The sequence below is a fragment of the Streptomyces sp. Isolate_45 genome, assembly GCF_024721315.2.
Classification (GTDB): Bacteria; Actinomycetota; Actinomycetes; order Streptomycetales; family Streptomycetaceae; genus Streptomyces.
Genome location: NZ_JANFAK020000173.1, coordinates 1 through 16,204, shown reverse-complemented (window position 1 = coordinate 16,204; position 16,204 = coordinate 1). Strand labels below are relative to the sequence as shown.

At 72.5% G+C, this 16,204-nt stretch carries 14 protein-coding genes and 1 pseudogene; 11 read left to right on the top strand and 4 right to left on the bottom strand.

Features of this window, described 5'->3' with window-relative positions:
- Nucleotides 1-1,184: pseudogene (locus NOD94_RS34515) on the top strand (family 2 glycosyl transferase); the annotation flags it as partial.
- Complete coding sequence (locus tag NOD94_RS34510; protein ID WP_281210153.1) at nt 1,181-2,665, top strand: DUF5719 family protein; 1,485 nt, start codon at nt 1,181-1,183, stop codon at nt 2,663-2,665. The pseudogene NOD94_RS34515 and the gene NOD94_RS34510, both read left to right, overlap by 4 nt.
- A gap of 77 nt (nt 2,666-2,742) precedes the next feature.
- On the opposite strand, the gene NOD94_RS34505 is transcribed toward NOD94_RS34510, so the two are convergent.
- The gene (locus NOD94_RS34505) at nt 2,743-3,126 is read right to left on the bottom strand and encodes a metallopeptidase family protein (RefSeq protein WP_281210154.1); all 384 of its coding nucleotides are present in this window, start codon (nt 3,124-3,126) and stop codon (nt 2,743-2,745) included.
- Between the two features lie 250 nt (nt 3,127-3,376).
- Between NOD94_RS34505 and NOD94_RS34500 the strand changes: the two genes are divergently transcribed.
- The 6 genes from NOD94_RS34500 (at nt 3,377) to NOD94_RS34475 (ending at nt 9,031) form a co-directional block, all read left to right on the top strand.
- On the top strand, nt 3,377-3,811 hold the full coding sequence (locus NOD94_RS34500; RefSeq protein ID WP_281210152.1) for a DUF3499 domain-containing protein: 435 nt from the start codon (nt 3,377-3,379) through the stop codon (nt 3,809-3,811).
- 79 nt (nt 3,812-3,890) lie between these two features.
- Nucleotides 3,891-5,261, top strand: a complete 1,371-nt coding sequence (locus NOD94_RS34495) for a phosphomannomutase/phosphoglucomutase (RefSeq protein WP_281210151.1) — start codon at nt 3,891-3,893, stop codon at nt 5,259-5,261.
- A gap of 144 nt (nt 5,262-5,405) precedes the next feature.
- Nucleotides 5,406-5,591: a Trm112 family protein gene (locus tag NOD94_RS34490; protein WP_281210150.1), complete on the top strand. Its 186-nt coding sequence runs from the start codon at nt 5,406-5,408 to the stop codon at nt 5,589-5,591.
- Nucleotides 5,592-5,682: 91 nt separating this feature from the next.
- Entirely contained in the window at nt 5,683-6,816 is a 1,134-nt protein-coding gene (locus tag NOD94_RS34485; RefSeq protein WP_281210149.1) for an SIS domain-containing protein, read from the top strand.
- Between the two features lie 46 nt (nt 6,817-6,862).
- Nucleotides 6,863-8,020, top strand: a complete 1,158-nt coding sequence (gene manA / locus NOD94_RS34480) for a mannose-6-phosphate isomerase, class I (RefSeq protein ID WP_281210148.1) — start codon at nt 6,863-6,865, stop codon at nt 8,018-8,020.
- Nucleotides 8,021-8,095: 75 nt separating this feature from the next.
- Entirely contained in the window at nt 8,096-9,031 is a 936-nt protein-coding gene (locus tag NOD94_RS34475; protein WP_281210147.1) for a cation diffusion facilitator family transporter, read from the top strand.
- Between the two features lie 98 nt (nt 9,032-9,129).
- Here NOD94_RS34475 and NOD94_RS34470 read toward each other — a convergent pair whose 3' ends face one another.
- Nucleotides 9,130-11,196 (bottom strand): fructose-specific PTS transporter subunit EIIC, encoded by a 2,067-nt coding sequence (locus tag NOD94_RS34470; RefSeq protein WP_281210146.1) that lies wholly within the window; start codon nt 11,194-11,196, stop codon nt 9,130-9,132.
- A gap of 353 nt (nt 11,197-11,549) precedes the next feature.
- Here NOD94_RS34470 and ahcY point away from each other — a divergent pair, with 353 nt between their 5' ends.
- Together ahcY and NOD94_RS34460 are read left to right on the top strand one after the other, a co-directional pair.
- On the top strand, nt 11,550-12,986 hold the full coding sequence (gene ahcY, locus NOD94_RS34465; RefSeq protein ID WP_281210145.1) for an adenosylhomocysteinase: 1,437 nt from the start codon (nt 11,550-11,552) through the stop codon (nt 12,984-12,986).
- Between the two features lie 105 nt (nt 12,987-13,091).
- Nucleotides 13,092-13,712 carry a hypothetical protein gene (locus NOD94_RS34460; RefSeq protein ID WP_281210144.1) on the top strand — a complete coding sequence of 207 codons (621 nt, stop codon included), beginning with the start codon at nt 13,092-13,094 and terminating at the stop codon, nt 13,710-13,712.
- Nucleotides 13,713-13,723: 11 nt separating this feature from the next.
- On the opposite strand, the gene NOD94_RS34455 is transcribed toward NOD94_RS34460, so the two are convergent.
- Complete coding sequence (locus NOD94_RS34455; protein ID WP_281210143.1) at nt 13,724-14,650, bottom strand: RDD family protein; 927 nt, start codon at nt 14,648-14,650, stop codon at nt 13,724-13,726.
- Nucleotides 14,651-14,760: 110 nt separating this feature from the next.
- On the opposite strand from NOD94_RS34455, the gene NOD94_RS34450 reads away from it, so the two are divergent.
- On the top strand, nt 14,761-15,768 hold the full coding sequence (locus NOD94_RS34450) for a stage II sporulation protein M (protein WP_281210142.1): 1,008 nt from the start codon (nt 14,761-14,763) through the stop codon (nt 15,766-15,768).
- Nucleotides 15,769-15,950: 182 nt separating this feature from the next.
- Here the strand turns inward: NOD94_RS34450 and NOD94_RS34445 are convergent.
- On the bottom strand, nt 15,951-16,204 hold a 254-nt coding region (locus NOD94_RS34445; protein ID WP_281210141.1), incomplete at its 5' end, for a hypothetical protein.

Below are 16,204 nucleotides of genomic sequence, written 5' to 3'. Positions count from 1 at the left end.
CCGCCGCCCTGTGGGGCGCCGCCGGAGCCGACGGGCCGCTCCACCGCCGCGACCCCGTGCAGGTCCCCGCCGTCGTCGCGGAGCAGTCCGCCGACAGCAACCGCACCCGCACCCTGGTCCTCGGCGGCGACTCGCCCGCCACCGTCTCCTACACCCTGGTCCGGGGCTCCGGCGCCCGCCTGGGCGACGCCGAACTCCTCGCCGCCGCCGGCAGCGAACCCCGTCTCGCCAAGGCCGTCGCCGGCCTGGTCTCCGGCTCCGGCGCCAACCACTCCGAGCAACTCGGCGCCTTCGCCGTCCGCTACGTGATGATCCCGGCCGGCGGCCCCGACCGGATGCGCCGCGTCCTCGACGGCACCCCCGGCCTCAAGCAGCGCCACCAGGAGGACGGCACCGCCCTCTGGGAGGTCCAGCGGCTGCCCGCCCGCGTCACCGTCCTCGACGGCAAGGAGGGCCGGGCCCCGATCGCCGTCGACGCCGGCCCCGTCGAGGCCCACGCCAAGATCCCGGCCGGTGAGGAGGGCCGCACCCTGCGCGTCGCGGACCGGGCCGACCCGGGCTGGCGGGCCACCCTCGACGGAAAGCCCCTCACCCCCACCACCCTCGACGGCTGGGCCCAGGGCTTCGAACTGCCCCGCGACGGCGGCCGCCTCGACCTCGTCCACGAGGACTCCCTCACCCGCGACGCCTGGCACTGGGCACAGGGCCTGCTCGCCCTCGTCCTGCTCGTCATGGCCCTCCCGGGCCGCCGCGCCCGCCTCGACGACGACCTCCCCGACGAGGACGCCACCACCGTTGCCCCCGTCGGCTCCGGCCCGGCCGAGGCCGGCGAGGGCCGCCGCGCCCGCCGACTGCGCGCCGGGGCCGCGCCCGCCCCGGAGCCCGCACCGGCCGAGGGGGTCGCCGACCCGTACGCGCAGATCCCGGCGCAGCCGGTGTACGGCGAGGAGGCGTACGCCTACGACGCGCCCTACCCGTACGAACAGCAGCCGGGGCAGCGGCCGGAGCAGCAACAGCCCGGCCCGTACCAGGAGTACGCCGAGCCGTACCCCCATCCCCAGCAGCAGCCCCCGTTCCCGCAGCAACAGCAACAGCAACAGCAGCCCCACCCGTACGAGTACGGCCGGCGGTACGACACCTACGGACAGCACGACCCGCGTCCGGACGGGAGCCCCCAGCAGTGAAGCAGCGCGCCCTTCTGACGCCGGCGGCGGTGACGCTGGCGCTGGCCGCCGTCACCGGACTGGCCTTCCTGACCGCCCCCGCCCCCGCCCCGGCCAACGCGGCCCGGCAGGAGGCCGCCTCCCGCATGCCCGTGGAGCGGTCCCTGCTGGTGTGCCCCCCGCCCAGCTCCTCGGACATCGCCGAGACCACGTACACCTCCCTCGCCCCGGGCAAGGCCGGCGGTCACGGCTCGGCCCGGCTGCTGACCAAGGACGGCAAGGCCGTCCTGGAACCGAAGGAGCCCGGCAAGCCCGTCGGAGCCACCGCCTCCGGCGCCGAGGCCCCCGCGCTGACGGGAGTCGCCGAGGGGGTCCTGGCACCCGGCTGGACCGCCCAGCAGACCACCAAGGTCTCCGTCGGCCAGGCCCGCGGCCTGCTCGGCATCTCCTGCACCGCGCCCGGCACCGACTTCTGGTTCCCCGGAGTCAGTACCGCCAAGGGCCGCCAGGACTACGTCCACCTCACCAACCCGGACGACACCGTCGCCGAGGTCGACATCAAGCTGTACGGCCCCGAAGGGCTGGTGAAGGGCAAGCCGGGGACCGCCGACACCGTCATCGCCGTCGAGCCCCGCTCCACCGTGAAGGTCCTGCTGTCCTCCCTCGCGCAGGAAGCCCATCTGGCAGCCGTCACCGCCCACGTGACGACCAGTTCGGGCCGGGTCGGCGCCTCCGCGCAGATCGCCGAGGACGGCGTCGGCGCCGACTGGCTCCCCGCCTCCGTCGGCCCCTCGGGCAGCCTCGTCCTGCCCGGCATCCCCGCGGACGCCACCTCCGTCCGTCTCGTCGCCTTCGCCCCCGGCGAGGAGGACGCCGACCTCGACGTGAGGCTGGCCGGGCCGACCGGCCCGATCAGCCCCGCGGGCAACGAACAACTGCACCTCAAGGCGGGCATGACCGCGAGCGTCGACCTGGGCGACGTCACGCGCGGCGAGGCGGGCTCGCTCCTGCTGGCCCCGACGGACGCGAAGAAGGTCGTACCGGTGGTCGCGGCCCTGCGCGTGGTCCGCGGCACCGCAACGAAGCAGGAGCTCGGCTTCATCCCGGCGAGCGCCCCCGTCGGCGCGCGGGCGACCGTCGCGGACAACCGTCCCGACGGCAACGACAGGGCGACCGCGCCGGCACTCACCGCCGTCGGCGCCGACGCGAAGGTCCGGATGACCGCCTCGCCGGGAACCGAGGGCGGTACGCAGGAGGTCCGGGAGTTCACCGTCAAGGCGGGCACCACCCTCGCCGTGACCCCGCCGCCGGCCCCGTCGGGCGGCAAGGGCTCCTACGCCCTGACCATCGAGACGCTCTCCGGGGGGCCGGTCCACGCGGCCCGCACCCTGAGCCTGCCCCACGAGGGGATCCCGATGTTCACGGTGCAGACCTTCTCCGACGACCAGTCCACGGTGTCGGTCCCGAAGGCCGTCGAGGACCCGTCGATCCTGGTCCGCTGAGCGTCCGCCAGGTCGTCGGGTCTGCGGTGGGTCTGCGTCGGCCCGCGTCGGGCCCCGGTCGGCCGTCCGGCGCGGGCTCAGTCCTGCCCGTACCGCGGGTCCACCGTCTCCGGCGAGAGCCCCAGCAGCTCCGCCACCTGCTCCACCACGATCTCGTGCACCAGCAGCGCCCGCTCGTCCCGCGTCTTGGCCCGGATCTCCACGGGCCGCCGGAACACCACGATCCGCGCCGGCCGCCCGTCACGGGCCTCGATCAGGCCGCCCAACGGCACCGCCTCGTCGTTCCAGCCGCTCTCCGGGCCGCCCGGCGGGCCGGGCACGTCCGCGACGACGAACTCCACCTCGTCCAGCTGCGGCCAGCGCCGCTCCAGCCGCTCCACCGAATCCCGTACGTGGTCACCGAACAGCTCCGCCCGACTCGCCGCCAGCGGCACCTGGGGCGGCGCCAACGGCCCGCGCATCCCCCGTCCGTGCCGGTCGCGGCGCCGCGGACCCGGCGCGTGCGGGGTCTCGGCGGAAGGGGTCGGGCGGGGAGGAAGGGCGCTGTCCGTCACCCCCGCAGCGTAGCCCTCACCCCGCCGCCCGGCAGGGCTTCGATCCGGCCACGACCGGGTGTCGCGCCGGCCTCACGGCCCCGCCGCTACGGCCCGGATCGGGCACCCCCGCGGACGCGAAGCCCCTTGATTCCGGGGCCCGGTGAGCACGACACGGGTGAGTGACCAGCGGGAGAGTCGTCGCGGCCCGGTCAAGAGTGCGGTACCGTCCAACGTCGTGAGCCTTGTACGTCGCTGTTCGCGCACTGCGTGCGGCCGCCCTGCCGTCGCCACACTGACGTACGTCTACGCCGACTCGACCGCAGTTCTCGGCCCGCTCGCCACCTACGCCGAACCCCACTGTTACGACCTGTGCGCCGAGCACTCGGAGCGCCTGACCGCCCCGCGCGGCTGGGACGTCGTGCGCCTCTCGGACGGTTCCGGCCCGTCCCGCCCCAGCGGGGACGACCTCGAAGCCCTGGCCAACGCGGTCCGTGAGGCCGCCCGTCCGCCCGAGCGCGCGGCCGAGGCCGGCGGCTCCGGTCCCCGCCCGCAGAGCCCCGGCGAGACCCGCCGCGGACACCTGCGCGTCCTGCGTTCGCCCGACTCCTGACGCACGGATCGTCCGAACAGCGGTTCTCCCCCACAAGGTAGGTTTGCTCCACCGCACAGAACCTTCAGGAGGGCAGGCAGTGGCCGCAGATCTTTCGAACATCGTCAAGGCTTACGACGTACGTGGCGTCGTACCGGACGAGTGGGACGAGCCCCTGGCCGAGCTGTTCGGTGCTGCCTTCGTCGAGGTCACCGGAGCGACGGCGATCGTCATCGGTCACGACATGCGCCCCTCCTCGCCCGGCCTGTCCGCCGCCTTCGCCCGCGGCGCGGCCGCCCGCGGGGTCGACGTCACCCTGATCGGCCTGTGCTCCACGGACCAGCTGTACTACGCCTCCGGCAAGCTGGACCTGCCCGGTGCGATGTTCACGGCCTCCCACAACCCGGCCCAGTACAACGGCATCAAGCTCTGCCGCGCCGGCGCGGCGCCCGTGGGCCAGGACACCGGCCTCGCCACCATCCGCGAGCTCGCCGAGAAGTGGACCGACGAGGGCGCCCCCGCGATCCCCGCCGGCACCGTCCCGGGCACCATCACCGAGCAGGACACCCTCGTCGGCTACGCCGACCACCTCAAGGGCCTGGTCGACCTCACCGCCATCCGCCCGCTCAAGGTCGTCGTCGACGCGGGCAACGGCATGGGCGGCCACACCGTCCCCACCGTCTTCGAGGGCCTCCCGCTGGACCTCGTCCCGATGTACTTCGAGCTGGACGGGACCTTCCCGAACCACGAGGCCAACCCCCTCGACCCGAAGAACATCGTCGACCTGCAGGCCCGCGTGATCGCCGAGGGCGCCGACCTCGGCCTCGCCTTCGACGGCGACGCCGACCGCTGCTTCGTCGTCGACGAGCGCGGCGAGGGCGTCTCCCCCTCCGCGATCACCGCCCTGGTCGCTGCCCGCGAGCTGGCCCGCAACGGCGGCAAGGGCACGATCATCCACAACCTGATCACCTCGTGGTCCGTGCCGGAGGTCGTGCGCGAGAAGGGCGGCACCCCCGTCCGCACCCGCGTCGGCCACTCCTTCATCAAGGCCGAGATGGCCGCCTCCGGCGCCATCTTCGGCGGCGAGCACTCCGCGCACTACTACTTCAAGGACTTCTGGAACGCGGACACCGGCATGCTCGCCGCGCTCCACGTCCTGGCGGCCCTCGGCGGCCAGGAGGGCACCTTGTCCGCCCTCGTCGCCGAATACGACCGCTACGTCGGCTCCGGCGAGATCAACTCGACCGTCGCCGACCAGGCCGGCCGCACCGCCGACGTCAAGGCCGTCTTCGCCGCCCGGGACGGCGTCACCTTCGACGAGCTGGACGGCCTCACGGTCTCCGCCGCCGACTGGTGGTTCAACCTGCGCCCCTCGAACACCGAGCCGCTCCTGCGCCTCAACGTCGAGGCCCGCGACGAGGCCACCCTGGACAAGGTCCGCGACGAGGTCCTCGCGCTCGTCCGCGCCTGACCCACGCACGGCCCCCGACCCCGACCCCGTCCCACGGGCCCGGGGTCGGGGACGGCCCGACCGGACCGCCCCTCAGGGCCGCGCCGCGAGTAACTCGGCGGTACGCTGACCTCGCCCGATCCGCATCCCGAAGGGAACCGCCCCATGCCGCTCGAAGCCGGCCTCCTGGAGATCCTCGCCTGCCCCGCCTGCCACGCGTCCCTGGAGGACAAGTCGGCCGACGAGACGGCACCCGAGCTGATCTGCACCGGCCGGGACTGCGGCCTCGCGTACCCGGTCCGCGACGGCATCCCGGTCCTCCTCGTCGACGAGGCCCGCCGCCCCGCCTGAGTCGGACCCCGCTCCCGCACCCCCCGCGCAGACCGCAGACGCTGAGACCGGTTCCGCCACCCCGGACCCGTCAACACCGCCGGAGGCCGCCATGCTCGACGAGTCACTCCTCGACGCACCGGACGATCTCGCCCGTGCCGACCGCCGCGGCCTGCTCCGCGGCGCAGCCGACGCCGGGGCCAGAGTCCGTACCGCCGCACGGCACGCGACCGAGGCGGGCCTCGCCGACCTGCGCCCCGACGGCCGCCCCCGCGCGGTGCTCATCGCGGGCCCCGGCACCGCCGCCACCGGCGTCGCCGACCTCCTCGGCGCCCTCGCCGGAGCCTCGGCCCCCGTCATCCGGCTCCACCCGACCGGCGTCGCGCACGCCGCCGGGGCCCTGCGCTGGGCGCTCCCCGGCTGGGCCGGACCCGTCGACCTGCTGCTGATCGTCACCACCGACGGCACCGAGCCCGGACTCGCCGTCCTCGCCGAGCAGGCCTACCGGCGCGGCAGCAGCGTCGTCGCCGTCGCCCCCGAACGCTCCCCGCTCGGCGAGGCCGTCGACGGCGCGCACGGGGTCCTCGTACCGATGGCCAAGGCCCCGTACCAGGAGTACGACGAGTCCGCCGCGGCCGGCCCCGGCGCCCTCTGGGCGTTGCTGACCCCGCTGCTCGTGCTCCTGGACAAGCTCGGCCTGGTCGCCGCCGCCCCCGACTCCCTCCAGCGGGTCGCCGACCGGCTCGACCGCACCGCCGAACGCTGCGGCCCCGCCATCGTCACCTACTCCAACCCGGCCAAGACCCTCGCGACCGAGCTCGCCGACTCCCTCCCGCTCATCTGGAGCGAGGGAGGCGCCGCGGGCCCCGCCGGCCGCCGCTTCGCCGCCACCCTCGCCGAGCTCGCCGGGCGGCCCGCCATCGCCGCCGAACTCCCCGAGGCCCTGCCGGCCCACGGAGTCCTGCTCTCCGGATCCTTCGCCGCGGGCGCGGACCCCGACGACTTCTTCCGTGACCGCGTCGAGGAGCCCCGTACCCTCCGCGCCCGCATCGTCCTGCTGCGCGACCGGCCCACCGGCGGACTCACCGCCGCACCGGCCGCGCGCGAGCTCGCCCTCAGCCACGACACGGCCATCAGCGAGCTCGAACCGGAGGAGGGCGGGGAACTCGAACAGCTCGCCGAACTCCTCGCCGTCACGGACTTCGCCACCGCCTACCTGGCGCTGACGAGCCGGGGCCACGCCTGAGGCACGGACCCGTGCCCGCCCACACTTCAGATCCAGGAAGACGACGATGGACCGCCTGACGAACACGATCCGCCCCTACGCCTGGGGATCCACCACCGCCATCCCCACCCTCCTGGGGGTCGAGCCCACCGGTGAACCGCAGGCCGAGATGTGGATGGGCGCCCACCCCGGCGCCCCCTCCCGGCTGGAGCGCGGCGCGGGCGGCACCACCCTCGCGGACGTCATCGCGGCAGACCCCGAAGGCGAGCTCGGTGCCGCCACCGTCGCCAAGTTCGGTCCCCGCCTGCCCTTCCTGCTCAAGATCCTCGCCGCGGGCGCCCCCCTCTCCGTCCAGGTCCACCCCGACCTGACCCAGGCCAAGGAGGGCTTCGCGGACGAGGAGCGTCGCGGCGTTCCCATCGACGCGGGCCACCGCAACTACAAGGACGCCAACCACAAGCCCGAACTGATCTGCGCGCTCACCCCCTTCGACGGCCTGTGCGGCTTCCGCCCGCCGCTGGAGGCCGCCGCGCTGCTCGAAGGCCTGGGCGTCGACTCCCTCAAGCCGTACGCCGACCTGCTGCGCGCCCACCCGGAAGAGGCGGCGCTGCGCGAGGTCCTCACCGCCGTACTGACCGCGGACCGCGCCGAGATGGCCCGTACGGTCACCGAGGCCGCGGCCGCCGCCGAACGCCTCGGCGGCCCGTACGCCCCGTACGCGGGTCTCGTCCACGAGTTCCCCGGCGACCCGGGCGTGATCGCGGCCATGCTGCTCAACCACGTGCGGCTCCAGCCCGGCGAGGCCATGTTCCTGGGCGCGGGCATCCCGCACGCCTACATCGACGGCCTCGGCGTCGAGCTGATGGCCAACTCGGACAACGTGCTGCGCTGCGGGCTGACCCCCAAGCACGTGGACGTCCCCGAACTGCTCAAGGTCGTCAACTTCGAGCCGAGCGCCCCGGGCATCATGCGCCCCGAGGCCGACGGCGAGGAGGTCTACGAGACCCCCATCGACGAGTTCCGCCTCTCCCGCTTCCTGTTGGCGCCCGGGGGCGCCCCCCAGCGACTCCCCGACGCCACCCCGCAGATCCTGCTCTGCACGGCCGGCGCCCCCAAGGCGGGCGGACTGACCCTCGCGCCGGGTGAGTCGGTCTTCGTCCCGGCGGGCGAAAAGGTCGAACTGTCCGGATCGGGCACCGTCTTCCGTGCCACCGTGGTGATCTGACGTAGCGCCGCCGCCACGATCGCCTGACACAATGTGCCGCCGTAGTCAGTGGCTAGGAAGGGACATCCAGCACCCATGAGCGCGTCGGGCGGTACCAGGGCGATCGTGGCGGCACTCGCCGCCAACCTCGCCATCGCCGTAGCCAAATTCGTGGCATTCCTCTTCAGCGGCTCCTCGTCGATGCTGGCGGAGAGCGTCCACTCGCTGGCCGACTCCGGCAACCAGGGACTGCTGCTCCTCGGCGGCAAGAAGGCGAAGCGCGAGGCGACCCCCCAACACCCCTTCGGGTACGGACGCGAGCGCTACATCTACGCCTTCCTCGTCTCCATCGTGCTCTTCACCGTCGGTGGCATGTTCGCCATCTACGAGGGCATCGAGAAGATCAACCACCCGCACCCGATCGAGGCCTGGTACTGGCCCGTCGGCGTCCTCATCTTCGCGATCATCGCGGAGTCCTTCTCCTTCCGCACCGCGATCAAGGAGTCGAACGAGGTCCGCGGTGGACAGACCTGGAGCCAGTTCATCAAGCGGGCGAAGGCCCCCGAACTCCCCGTCGTCCTGCTGGAGGACCTCGGCGCCCTCGTCGGCCTGGTGCTGGCACTCGGCGGCGTCGGCATCGCCCTCGCCACCGGCAACGGCGTCTGGGACGGCATCGGCACGCTGTGCATCGGCATCCTGCTGATCATCATCGCCATCGTGCTGGCCGCCGAGACCAAGTCGCTGCTGCTCGGTGAGGCCGCCGGCGTCGACGAGGTCGAGAAGATCAAGGCCGCCATCGTCGACGGCGACGTCGTCACCCGGATCATCCACATGCGCACCCTGCACCTCGGCCCCGAGGAGCTGCTGGTCGCCGCGAAGATCGCGGTCGAGCACGACGACACCGCGACGGAGGTGGCCAAGGCCATCAACGCCGCCGAGGCCCGCATCCGCGAGGCCGTGCCGATCGCCCGCGTGATCTACCTGGAGCCGGACGTCTTCGACCCGGCAGCCGAGGCCGCCGGGGGCAAGTGACCCGGAGCGCACCGCACGCGTACGAGGGCCCCCGCAACCGAACGGTCGCGGGGGCCCTCGTACGTCCGGACCCGCGCCGGGCCACGGCCGCGCGGCGGCTAACGGATCTCGCGCAGCACCTCCAGGACGGCCGGCGCGTCCGGCGCGGACCGGAGCCGGTCCCGGAATGCGGAGTCCATCAACTTGCGCGACAGCAACGCCAGGATCCGCAGGTGCTCGTCGCCGGCGGCGGCCTCCGGCACCGAGATCATGAAGACCAGTCGGGCCTTCGTCCCGTCCAGGGCGCCCCACTCGATGCCCTCGCCGGACCGGGCGAAGCCGACCGTGGGCCGCGTCACCGCGTCCGTCTTGGCGTGCGGGATCGCGATCGACTCACCGAGCCCCGTCGTCCCCTGGGCCTCCCTCGCGAGGGCGACCCGTACGAGCTCCTCCACGTCCCGGACGTTGCCGGTGCTCGCCAGCATCTCCGCCATCTCCCGGATCGCGGCCTCCTTGGAGTCCGAGACGAGTTCCGTCCTGACCGTCCGCTCCGTGAGGTAGCCGGACAGCACCTCCTGAGGCTCCGCCACGGCCGGGGCGGGCGCGGGCCTCGTCAGCACGGCGGTCCCGCCGGTCCCGACGCCGCCGCCCGAGGCGGCCGCGCCCGTTCCCGCAGCCGGGACGGCGTCCGGCACCGCACCCGCACCGGCCGGTACGGGCCGCGCCGGGGCGGGAGTGCCGGCGGCGCGGCGCTCCTTGATCCCGATCAGCGCGTTCGTGGTCAGGGCGGTCACCACGGTGCCCGCCGCGATCGCGACGAGGAACCAGCCCACCCCGCCGATGGCGCCCAGCGCGGCGACGATCGGACCGCCGTGCGGCACGTGGTCACCGACGCCCGCGACGCCCGCGATGGCACCCGCCACCGCGCCGCCGAGCATGTTCGCCGGGATGACGATGGCCGGCCGGGCCGCCGCGAACGGGATCGCGCCCTCCGAGATGCCGAACACGCCCATGAAGAGCGCGGCCATGCCGGTGTCGCGTTCCTGCTCGGAGTAGGACTTGCGGCGCAGCACCGTCGCCAGGCCCTGGCCGAGCGGCATGACCGGGATGGCCGCCGCGCACATGCCCATGACCGCGTAGTTCCCGGACGCGATGAGCCCCGTGCCGAACAGGAAGGCCGTCTTGTTGACCGGGCCGCCCATGTCGAAGGCGATCATCAGGCCGAGGAGGGCGCCGAGCAGGATCGCGCTGGTGCCGGTCATGCCGGACAGCCAGCTCGTCAGGCTCTCGAACACCCAGGAGATCGGCTTGCCGACGACGTAGATGAAGAACAGGCCCAGCGCCGTCGTCGCGACGATCGGGATCACGATGATCGGCATGATCGGCTGGACGACCTTGGGAACCTTGACCTTCTTGATCCACAGGACCAGATAGCCGGCCAGGAAACCCGTCACGATCGCGCCGATGAAGCCCGCGCCCGACTCGGAGTCGTAGAGGGCGCCGGTGTTCGCGATGAACCCGCCGATCATGCCGGGCACCAGCGCGGGCCGGTCGCCGATGGCGTACGCGATGTAGCCGGACAGGATCGGGATCATCAGGGTGAAGCCGAGGGCGCCGATCTGGAAGACGTGGTCCCAGAAGGTGCCGGGGGTGACCGCGTACCCCTCGGCCGTGGCGTGACCGCCCAGCGCGAGGGCGATCGCGATCAGCAGACCGCCGACCACCACGAACGGGATCATGTACGAGACGCCGTTCATCAGCGCCTTGTAGGCCAGGCTGCGCTCCTTGCCCCCGGCCCCGCCGCCCGCCGTCGCGGCCGTGCCCTCCTGGACCGGCGCGTGCCGCACCCGCTCGATCAGTTCCTTCGGCCTGTGGACGCCGTCCGCGACGCCCGTCGACAGCACGCGCTTGTCGGCGAAGCGCTCCCGGTCGACCTCCTTGTCGGCGGCGATGATGATCCCGTCCGCCTCTCTGACATCGTTGTCAGAGAGGACGTTCTCGGCCCCGATCGAGCCCTGGGTCTCCACCTTCATGTCCACGCCCAGCTCGGCCGCGGCCTGCTGGAGCTTCTCGGCGGCCATGTAGGTGTGCGCGATGCCCGTGGGGCACGCCGTGACGGCGAGCAGCTTCAGGCGCTCGGGCCCGCTCGCTCCTCCGTCACCGGGACGGCCGGCTGGACTGGTCACTGGAATCTCCTTCACGCCGTGGTCCAACGAGATCGCGCTTGCGCCCCGATCCCTTGGCATCCTCCCCCACATAAGAGGCGGATCAAAAGTCCGAAAGGCCCCGAACCGTTCCGCCGGAGGTCCCCGAAACGGCGGCGACTTGTTTCCCGGCCGACTGGGGCGGGCTCCGCCGATCGGTGTAGATTCGTCATCAGTGTCAGGCGTCGCTGCTGATGGCGGTCGGGCGGTCCCCGTGACCGGCCGAGGGGAGAGAGGGCCCCCGACGGACTGTGCTCGGTGCCCCGCCCTGCCCAGGCACGGACGGCGCGCGGCTCAGCCGTACCCACCCTCTCGAACCATGAGGAGCAGCACCCATGGACTTCAAGGTCGCAGACCTTTCCCTTGCCGCGTTCGGCCGCAAGGAGATCACCCTGGCCGAGCACGAGATGCCGGGTCTGATGTCGATCCGCCGCGAGTACGCCGAGGCGCAGCCGCTGGCCGGCGCCCGCGTCACGGGCTCCCTGCACATGACCGTGCAGACGGCCGTGCTCATCGAGACCCTCGTCGCCCTCGGCGCCGACGTCCGCTGGGCCTCCTGCAACATCTTCTCCACCCAGGACCACGCGGCCGCCGCCATCGCGGTCGGCCCGAACGGCACCCCCGAGGACCCGCAGGGCGTCCCCGTCTTCGCCTGGAAGGGCGAGACGCTGGAGGAGTACTGGTGGTGCACGGAGCAGGCGCTGACCTGGCCGAACACCCCCACCGGCGGCCCGAACATGATCCTCGACGACGGTGGTGACGCCACCCTCCTCGTCCACAAGGGCGTCGAGTTCGAGAAGGCCGGCGCCGTCCCGGACCCGTCCACGGCCGACTCCGAGGAGTACGCCCACATCCTCGCGGTGCTGACCCGCACCCTCGGCGAGACCCCGCAGAAGTGGACGCAGCTCGCGTCCGAGGTCCGCGGCGTCACCGAGGAGACCACCACCGGTGTCCACCGCCTGTACGAGATGATGGCCGAGGGCACGCTGCTGTTCCCGGCGATCAACGTGAACGACGCCGTCACCAAGTCGAAGTTCGACAACAAGTACGGCTGCCGCCACTCCCTCATCGACGGCATCAACCGTGCCACCGACGTCCTCATCGGCGGCAAGGTCGCGGTCGTCTTCGGCTACGGCGACGTCGGCAAGGGTTGTGCCGAGTCCCTGCGCGGCCAGGGCGCCCGCGTGATCATCACCGAGATCGACCCGATCTGCGCGCTGCAGGCCGCGATGGACGGCTACCAGGTCGCCACCCTCGACGACGTCGTCGAGACCGCCGACATCTTCATCACCACGACCGGCAACAAGGACATCATCATGGCCGCCGACATGGCCAAGATGAAGCACCAGGCCATCGTCGGCAACATCGGTCACTTCGACAACGAGATCGACATGGCCGGCCTGGCCAAGATCGACGGGATCGTCAAGGACGAGGTCAAGCCCCAGGTCCACACCTGGAAGTTCCCCGACGGCAAGGTCCTCATCGTCCTGTCCGAGGGCCGCCTCCTCAACCTGGGCAACGCGACCGGCCACCCGTCGTTCGTGATGTCGAACTCCTTCGCGGACCAGACCCTGGCCCAGATCGAGCTCTTCACCAAGCCCTCCGAGTACCCGACCGACGTCTACGTGCTGCCCAAGCACCTCGACGAGAAGGTCGCCCGCCTGCACCTCGACGCCCTCGGCGTCCGCCTCACCACCCTGCGCCCGGAGCAGGCCGCGTACATCGGCGTCAAGGTCGACGGCCCGTACAAGCCGGACCACTACCGCTACTGATCCTGATCACCCGTTGATCAGCAGAGGCTGAAGCAGGCCCCCGGCATCCGTGCCGGGGGCCTGCCCCGTATCCCGACACCCGTCCCCCTCCCAGAAAGCGCGTCGATGCCACGCGGCCGGTACTCGCTCCACGACCCGCACGACCACGCCCCCCTCGGCGAGGAGCACTTCCACTGCGCGCCCGGCCCGTCCGGCTGGCGCTACGTAGCCCAGCTGACCTTCCCCGACGGCGAACACCGCGGCTCGGTCGACCTGGCCGTCGACGAACTCGGCCGCCCCATCCGGCTGGAACTCAACGCGGCGGGCTGGCAGCTCCGCGGCGCGGCCATCGACGGCGTCACCTGGGTCCGCACCGACCCCACAGGTTCCGAGGCCACCGAGGGCAACGTCAACGCCCCCGGGTTCACCGGCACCTCACCGGCCTTCCTCATCGCCACCGCCCGGCTGCTGCGCCTCGCCCCCGGCGCCCCGGCCACCCGGGTCCGCCTCGTCGCCCTCACCGACCCGGTCCTCGCGGCCCGTACCGTCGACCAGGCGTGGGCCCTGCTCCGCCGCGAGGAGCACGCCACGGACAGCGGTCCGCTACTGGTGGACGAGTACCGGGTGACCGCCCTGGACACCGGCGAGGTGCACACCGTCCACATCGCGGGCGACGTGGTCCTCTCGGCGCCCGGCATCGAGCTCGAACACCTGGAGACCCCGCCCTCCACCTTCGAGGCCGGGTAGCCGAACCCCGCTCAGGCGGGCGGCGCGAACCCGCTCCGCGGCGCGGGCGCCGCCGCGGGCACGACCGGAGCGACGGGCGCGGCCGGCGCCACGGGAACCACGGGCGCGGCCGGCGCCACGTACGGGTACGGAGCCACCGGCGCCCCGACCGGCACGACGGGCGGCGCCATCGCCTGCGCGGCCTGAGCCGTTGCCCCGAAGGCACGGGCGGCGTCCCGCGACTGCCGCTCGTGCACCACCGCCATCAGGAACGCGGCGGCCGGCACCCCGGCCGGCGGCGGCGTCCCGGTCCTGGCCACCACGTCGTCCGCGAGCCGCGCCGCCAACGCCGCACCCATCTGCGGATCCAGCTGGTCCATCCGCGTCAGGTACTGCCGCACCGCCAGCCACAGCCCGTCCGGCACCGCCGACAGGTCCAGCGCGGTGAACCGCCCGGCCAGCCACGGCGGCGGCGGGGGCACCGGCATCACCCGGTTCCCCGGCACCCGCTCGCGGATCACCAGCGTCCCCGCGAACACGTCGCCGAGCCGCCGACCCCGCTCCGACACCAGCGAGGCGATGCAGGCCACCACTCCCAAGGTCATCAGCAGCTCCACGACCCCCATGGCCCCGCGCACCAGCGCGTGCCGGAACCGGATCGGCCCACCGTCCTCGCGCACCACCCGCAACCCGCACGCCAACTTCCCCAACGACCTCCCGTGGGTCAGCGTCTCCACGGCTATCGGCACGCCGACCAGCAGCAACACGAAGCTCGCCACGGCCACGGCGGCCTGGAGGGCGTTGTCCAGACCGTACGTCGCGACGGTCAGACCGATCGAGATCATCCCGTACCCGGAGAGGTACACGGCCAGGTCGACCAGGATCGCGAGCGCCCGGCTCGGCAGCCTCGCGGGCCGCAGCCCCAGAACGACCGCGTCCCCCGTCACCAGATCGCTCACGAGCTCACCTTTCACCGACCTGACCCGCCCCTGTGGGGCCCAGTCTGCCAAGCTGACCACAGGAGTAGTAAGCCGAATCGGGTGGCCTGGGGCAGGGGAGCGGTAACCGGATGGATCTCGACGTCTTCGTGGCGGCCCACCAGGCGGAGTGGGCTCGCCTGGAGCAGCTCCTCGGCCGCGGCCGGCGGCTCACCGGAGCGGAGGCCGACGAACTCGTCTCGCTCTACCAGCGCACCTCCACCCACCTCTCCCTCGTGCAGTCGAGCGCACCCGACCCGATGCTGACGGCCCGCCTCACCCAGCTCGTCGCCCGCGCCCGCTCCACGGTGACGGGCACCCGACGCGCGAGCTGGCGGGACGCGGCCCGCTTCTTCACCGAGGGCTTCCCGGCGGCCGTCTACCGGAGCCGCCGCTGGTGGATACCCACCGCACTCCTCGCCACGGCACTCGGCGTGCTCATCGGCTGGTGGATAGCCACCCACCCCGAGGTGCAGGGAGCCATCGCGGCCCCGACCGAGATCAAGCAGCTCACCGAGCCCGGCGGCAAGTACGAGACGTACTACTCCAGCCACCCCGCGGCCTCCTTCGCCGCCCAGGTCTGGACGAACAACGCCCGGGCCGCGGCGATCTGCCTGGTGTTCGGGGCGTTCCTCGGGATCCCGGTGCTGTGGATCCTCTTCCTGAACATGGCCAACCTCGGCGTCGGTCTCGGGCTGATGAGCTCGGCCGGCCGCCTCGACGTCTTCCTCGGCCTGATCCTCCCGCACGGCCTGCTCGAACTGACGGCCGTCTTCGTCGCCGCGGGCACCGGCCTGAAACTGGGCTGGACCGTCATCGACCCGGGCCCCCGAACCCGCCGCACCGCCCTCGCGGAACAGGGCCGCGCCGCCCTCGGCATGGCCATCGGCCTGGCCCTGGTCCTCTTCGTCTCCGGCCTGATCGAAGGCTTCGTCACGCCCTCGGGCCTCCCCACCTGGGCCCGCATCGCCATCGGCATCGCCGCCGAGGCCGCCTTCCTCCTCTACGTCTACGTCCTGGGCGGCCGCGCCGCCCGCGCCGGCGAGACCGGCGACGTGGAGGAAGCCGACCGGACGGCAACCCTGCCCACCGCCGCCTGATGTGCGCCGGCCCCTGCCGAGCTGCTAGTCTCCTCGTCGTCCCGCAAACCCCGTTGACACGGCAGATGCGGTGAGGTAGATTCGAACGGTTGCCTCGAACTGGACAAGTTCGGCAGTGATGGTTTAAAGTCTCATCTCGCCCCCAGGAATTGAATTCCAAGTGGGCACACTCGACTCTTCCTTCAGACTTCGAAGCCGGGAAATCCGGTGAAAAGCTTCTGATAGAGTCGGAATCGCTGGAAAGGGAAAAGCGCGAAAGCGCAGGACCTGGAAAGCACCGAGGAAATCGGGCCCGAGAGAGTCTGATAGAGTCGGAAACGCAAGAACAGAACAGAACGAAAGCCCGGAGGAAAGCCCGAGAGGGTGAGTACAAAGGAAGCGTCCGTTCCTTGAGAACTCAACAGCGTGCCAAAAATCAACGCCAAAAGTTGATACC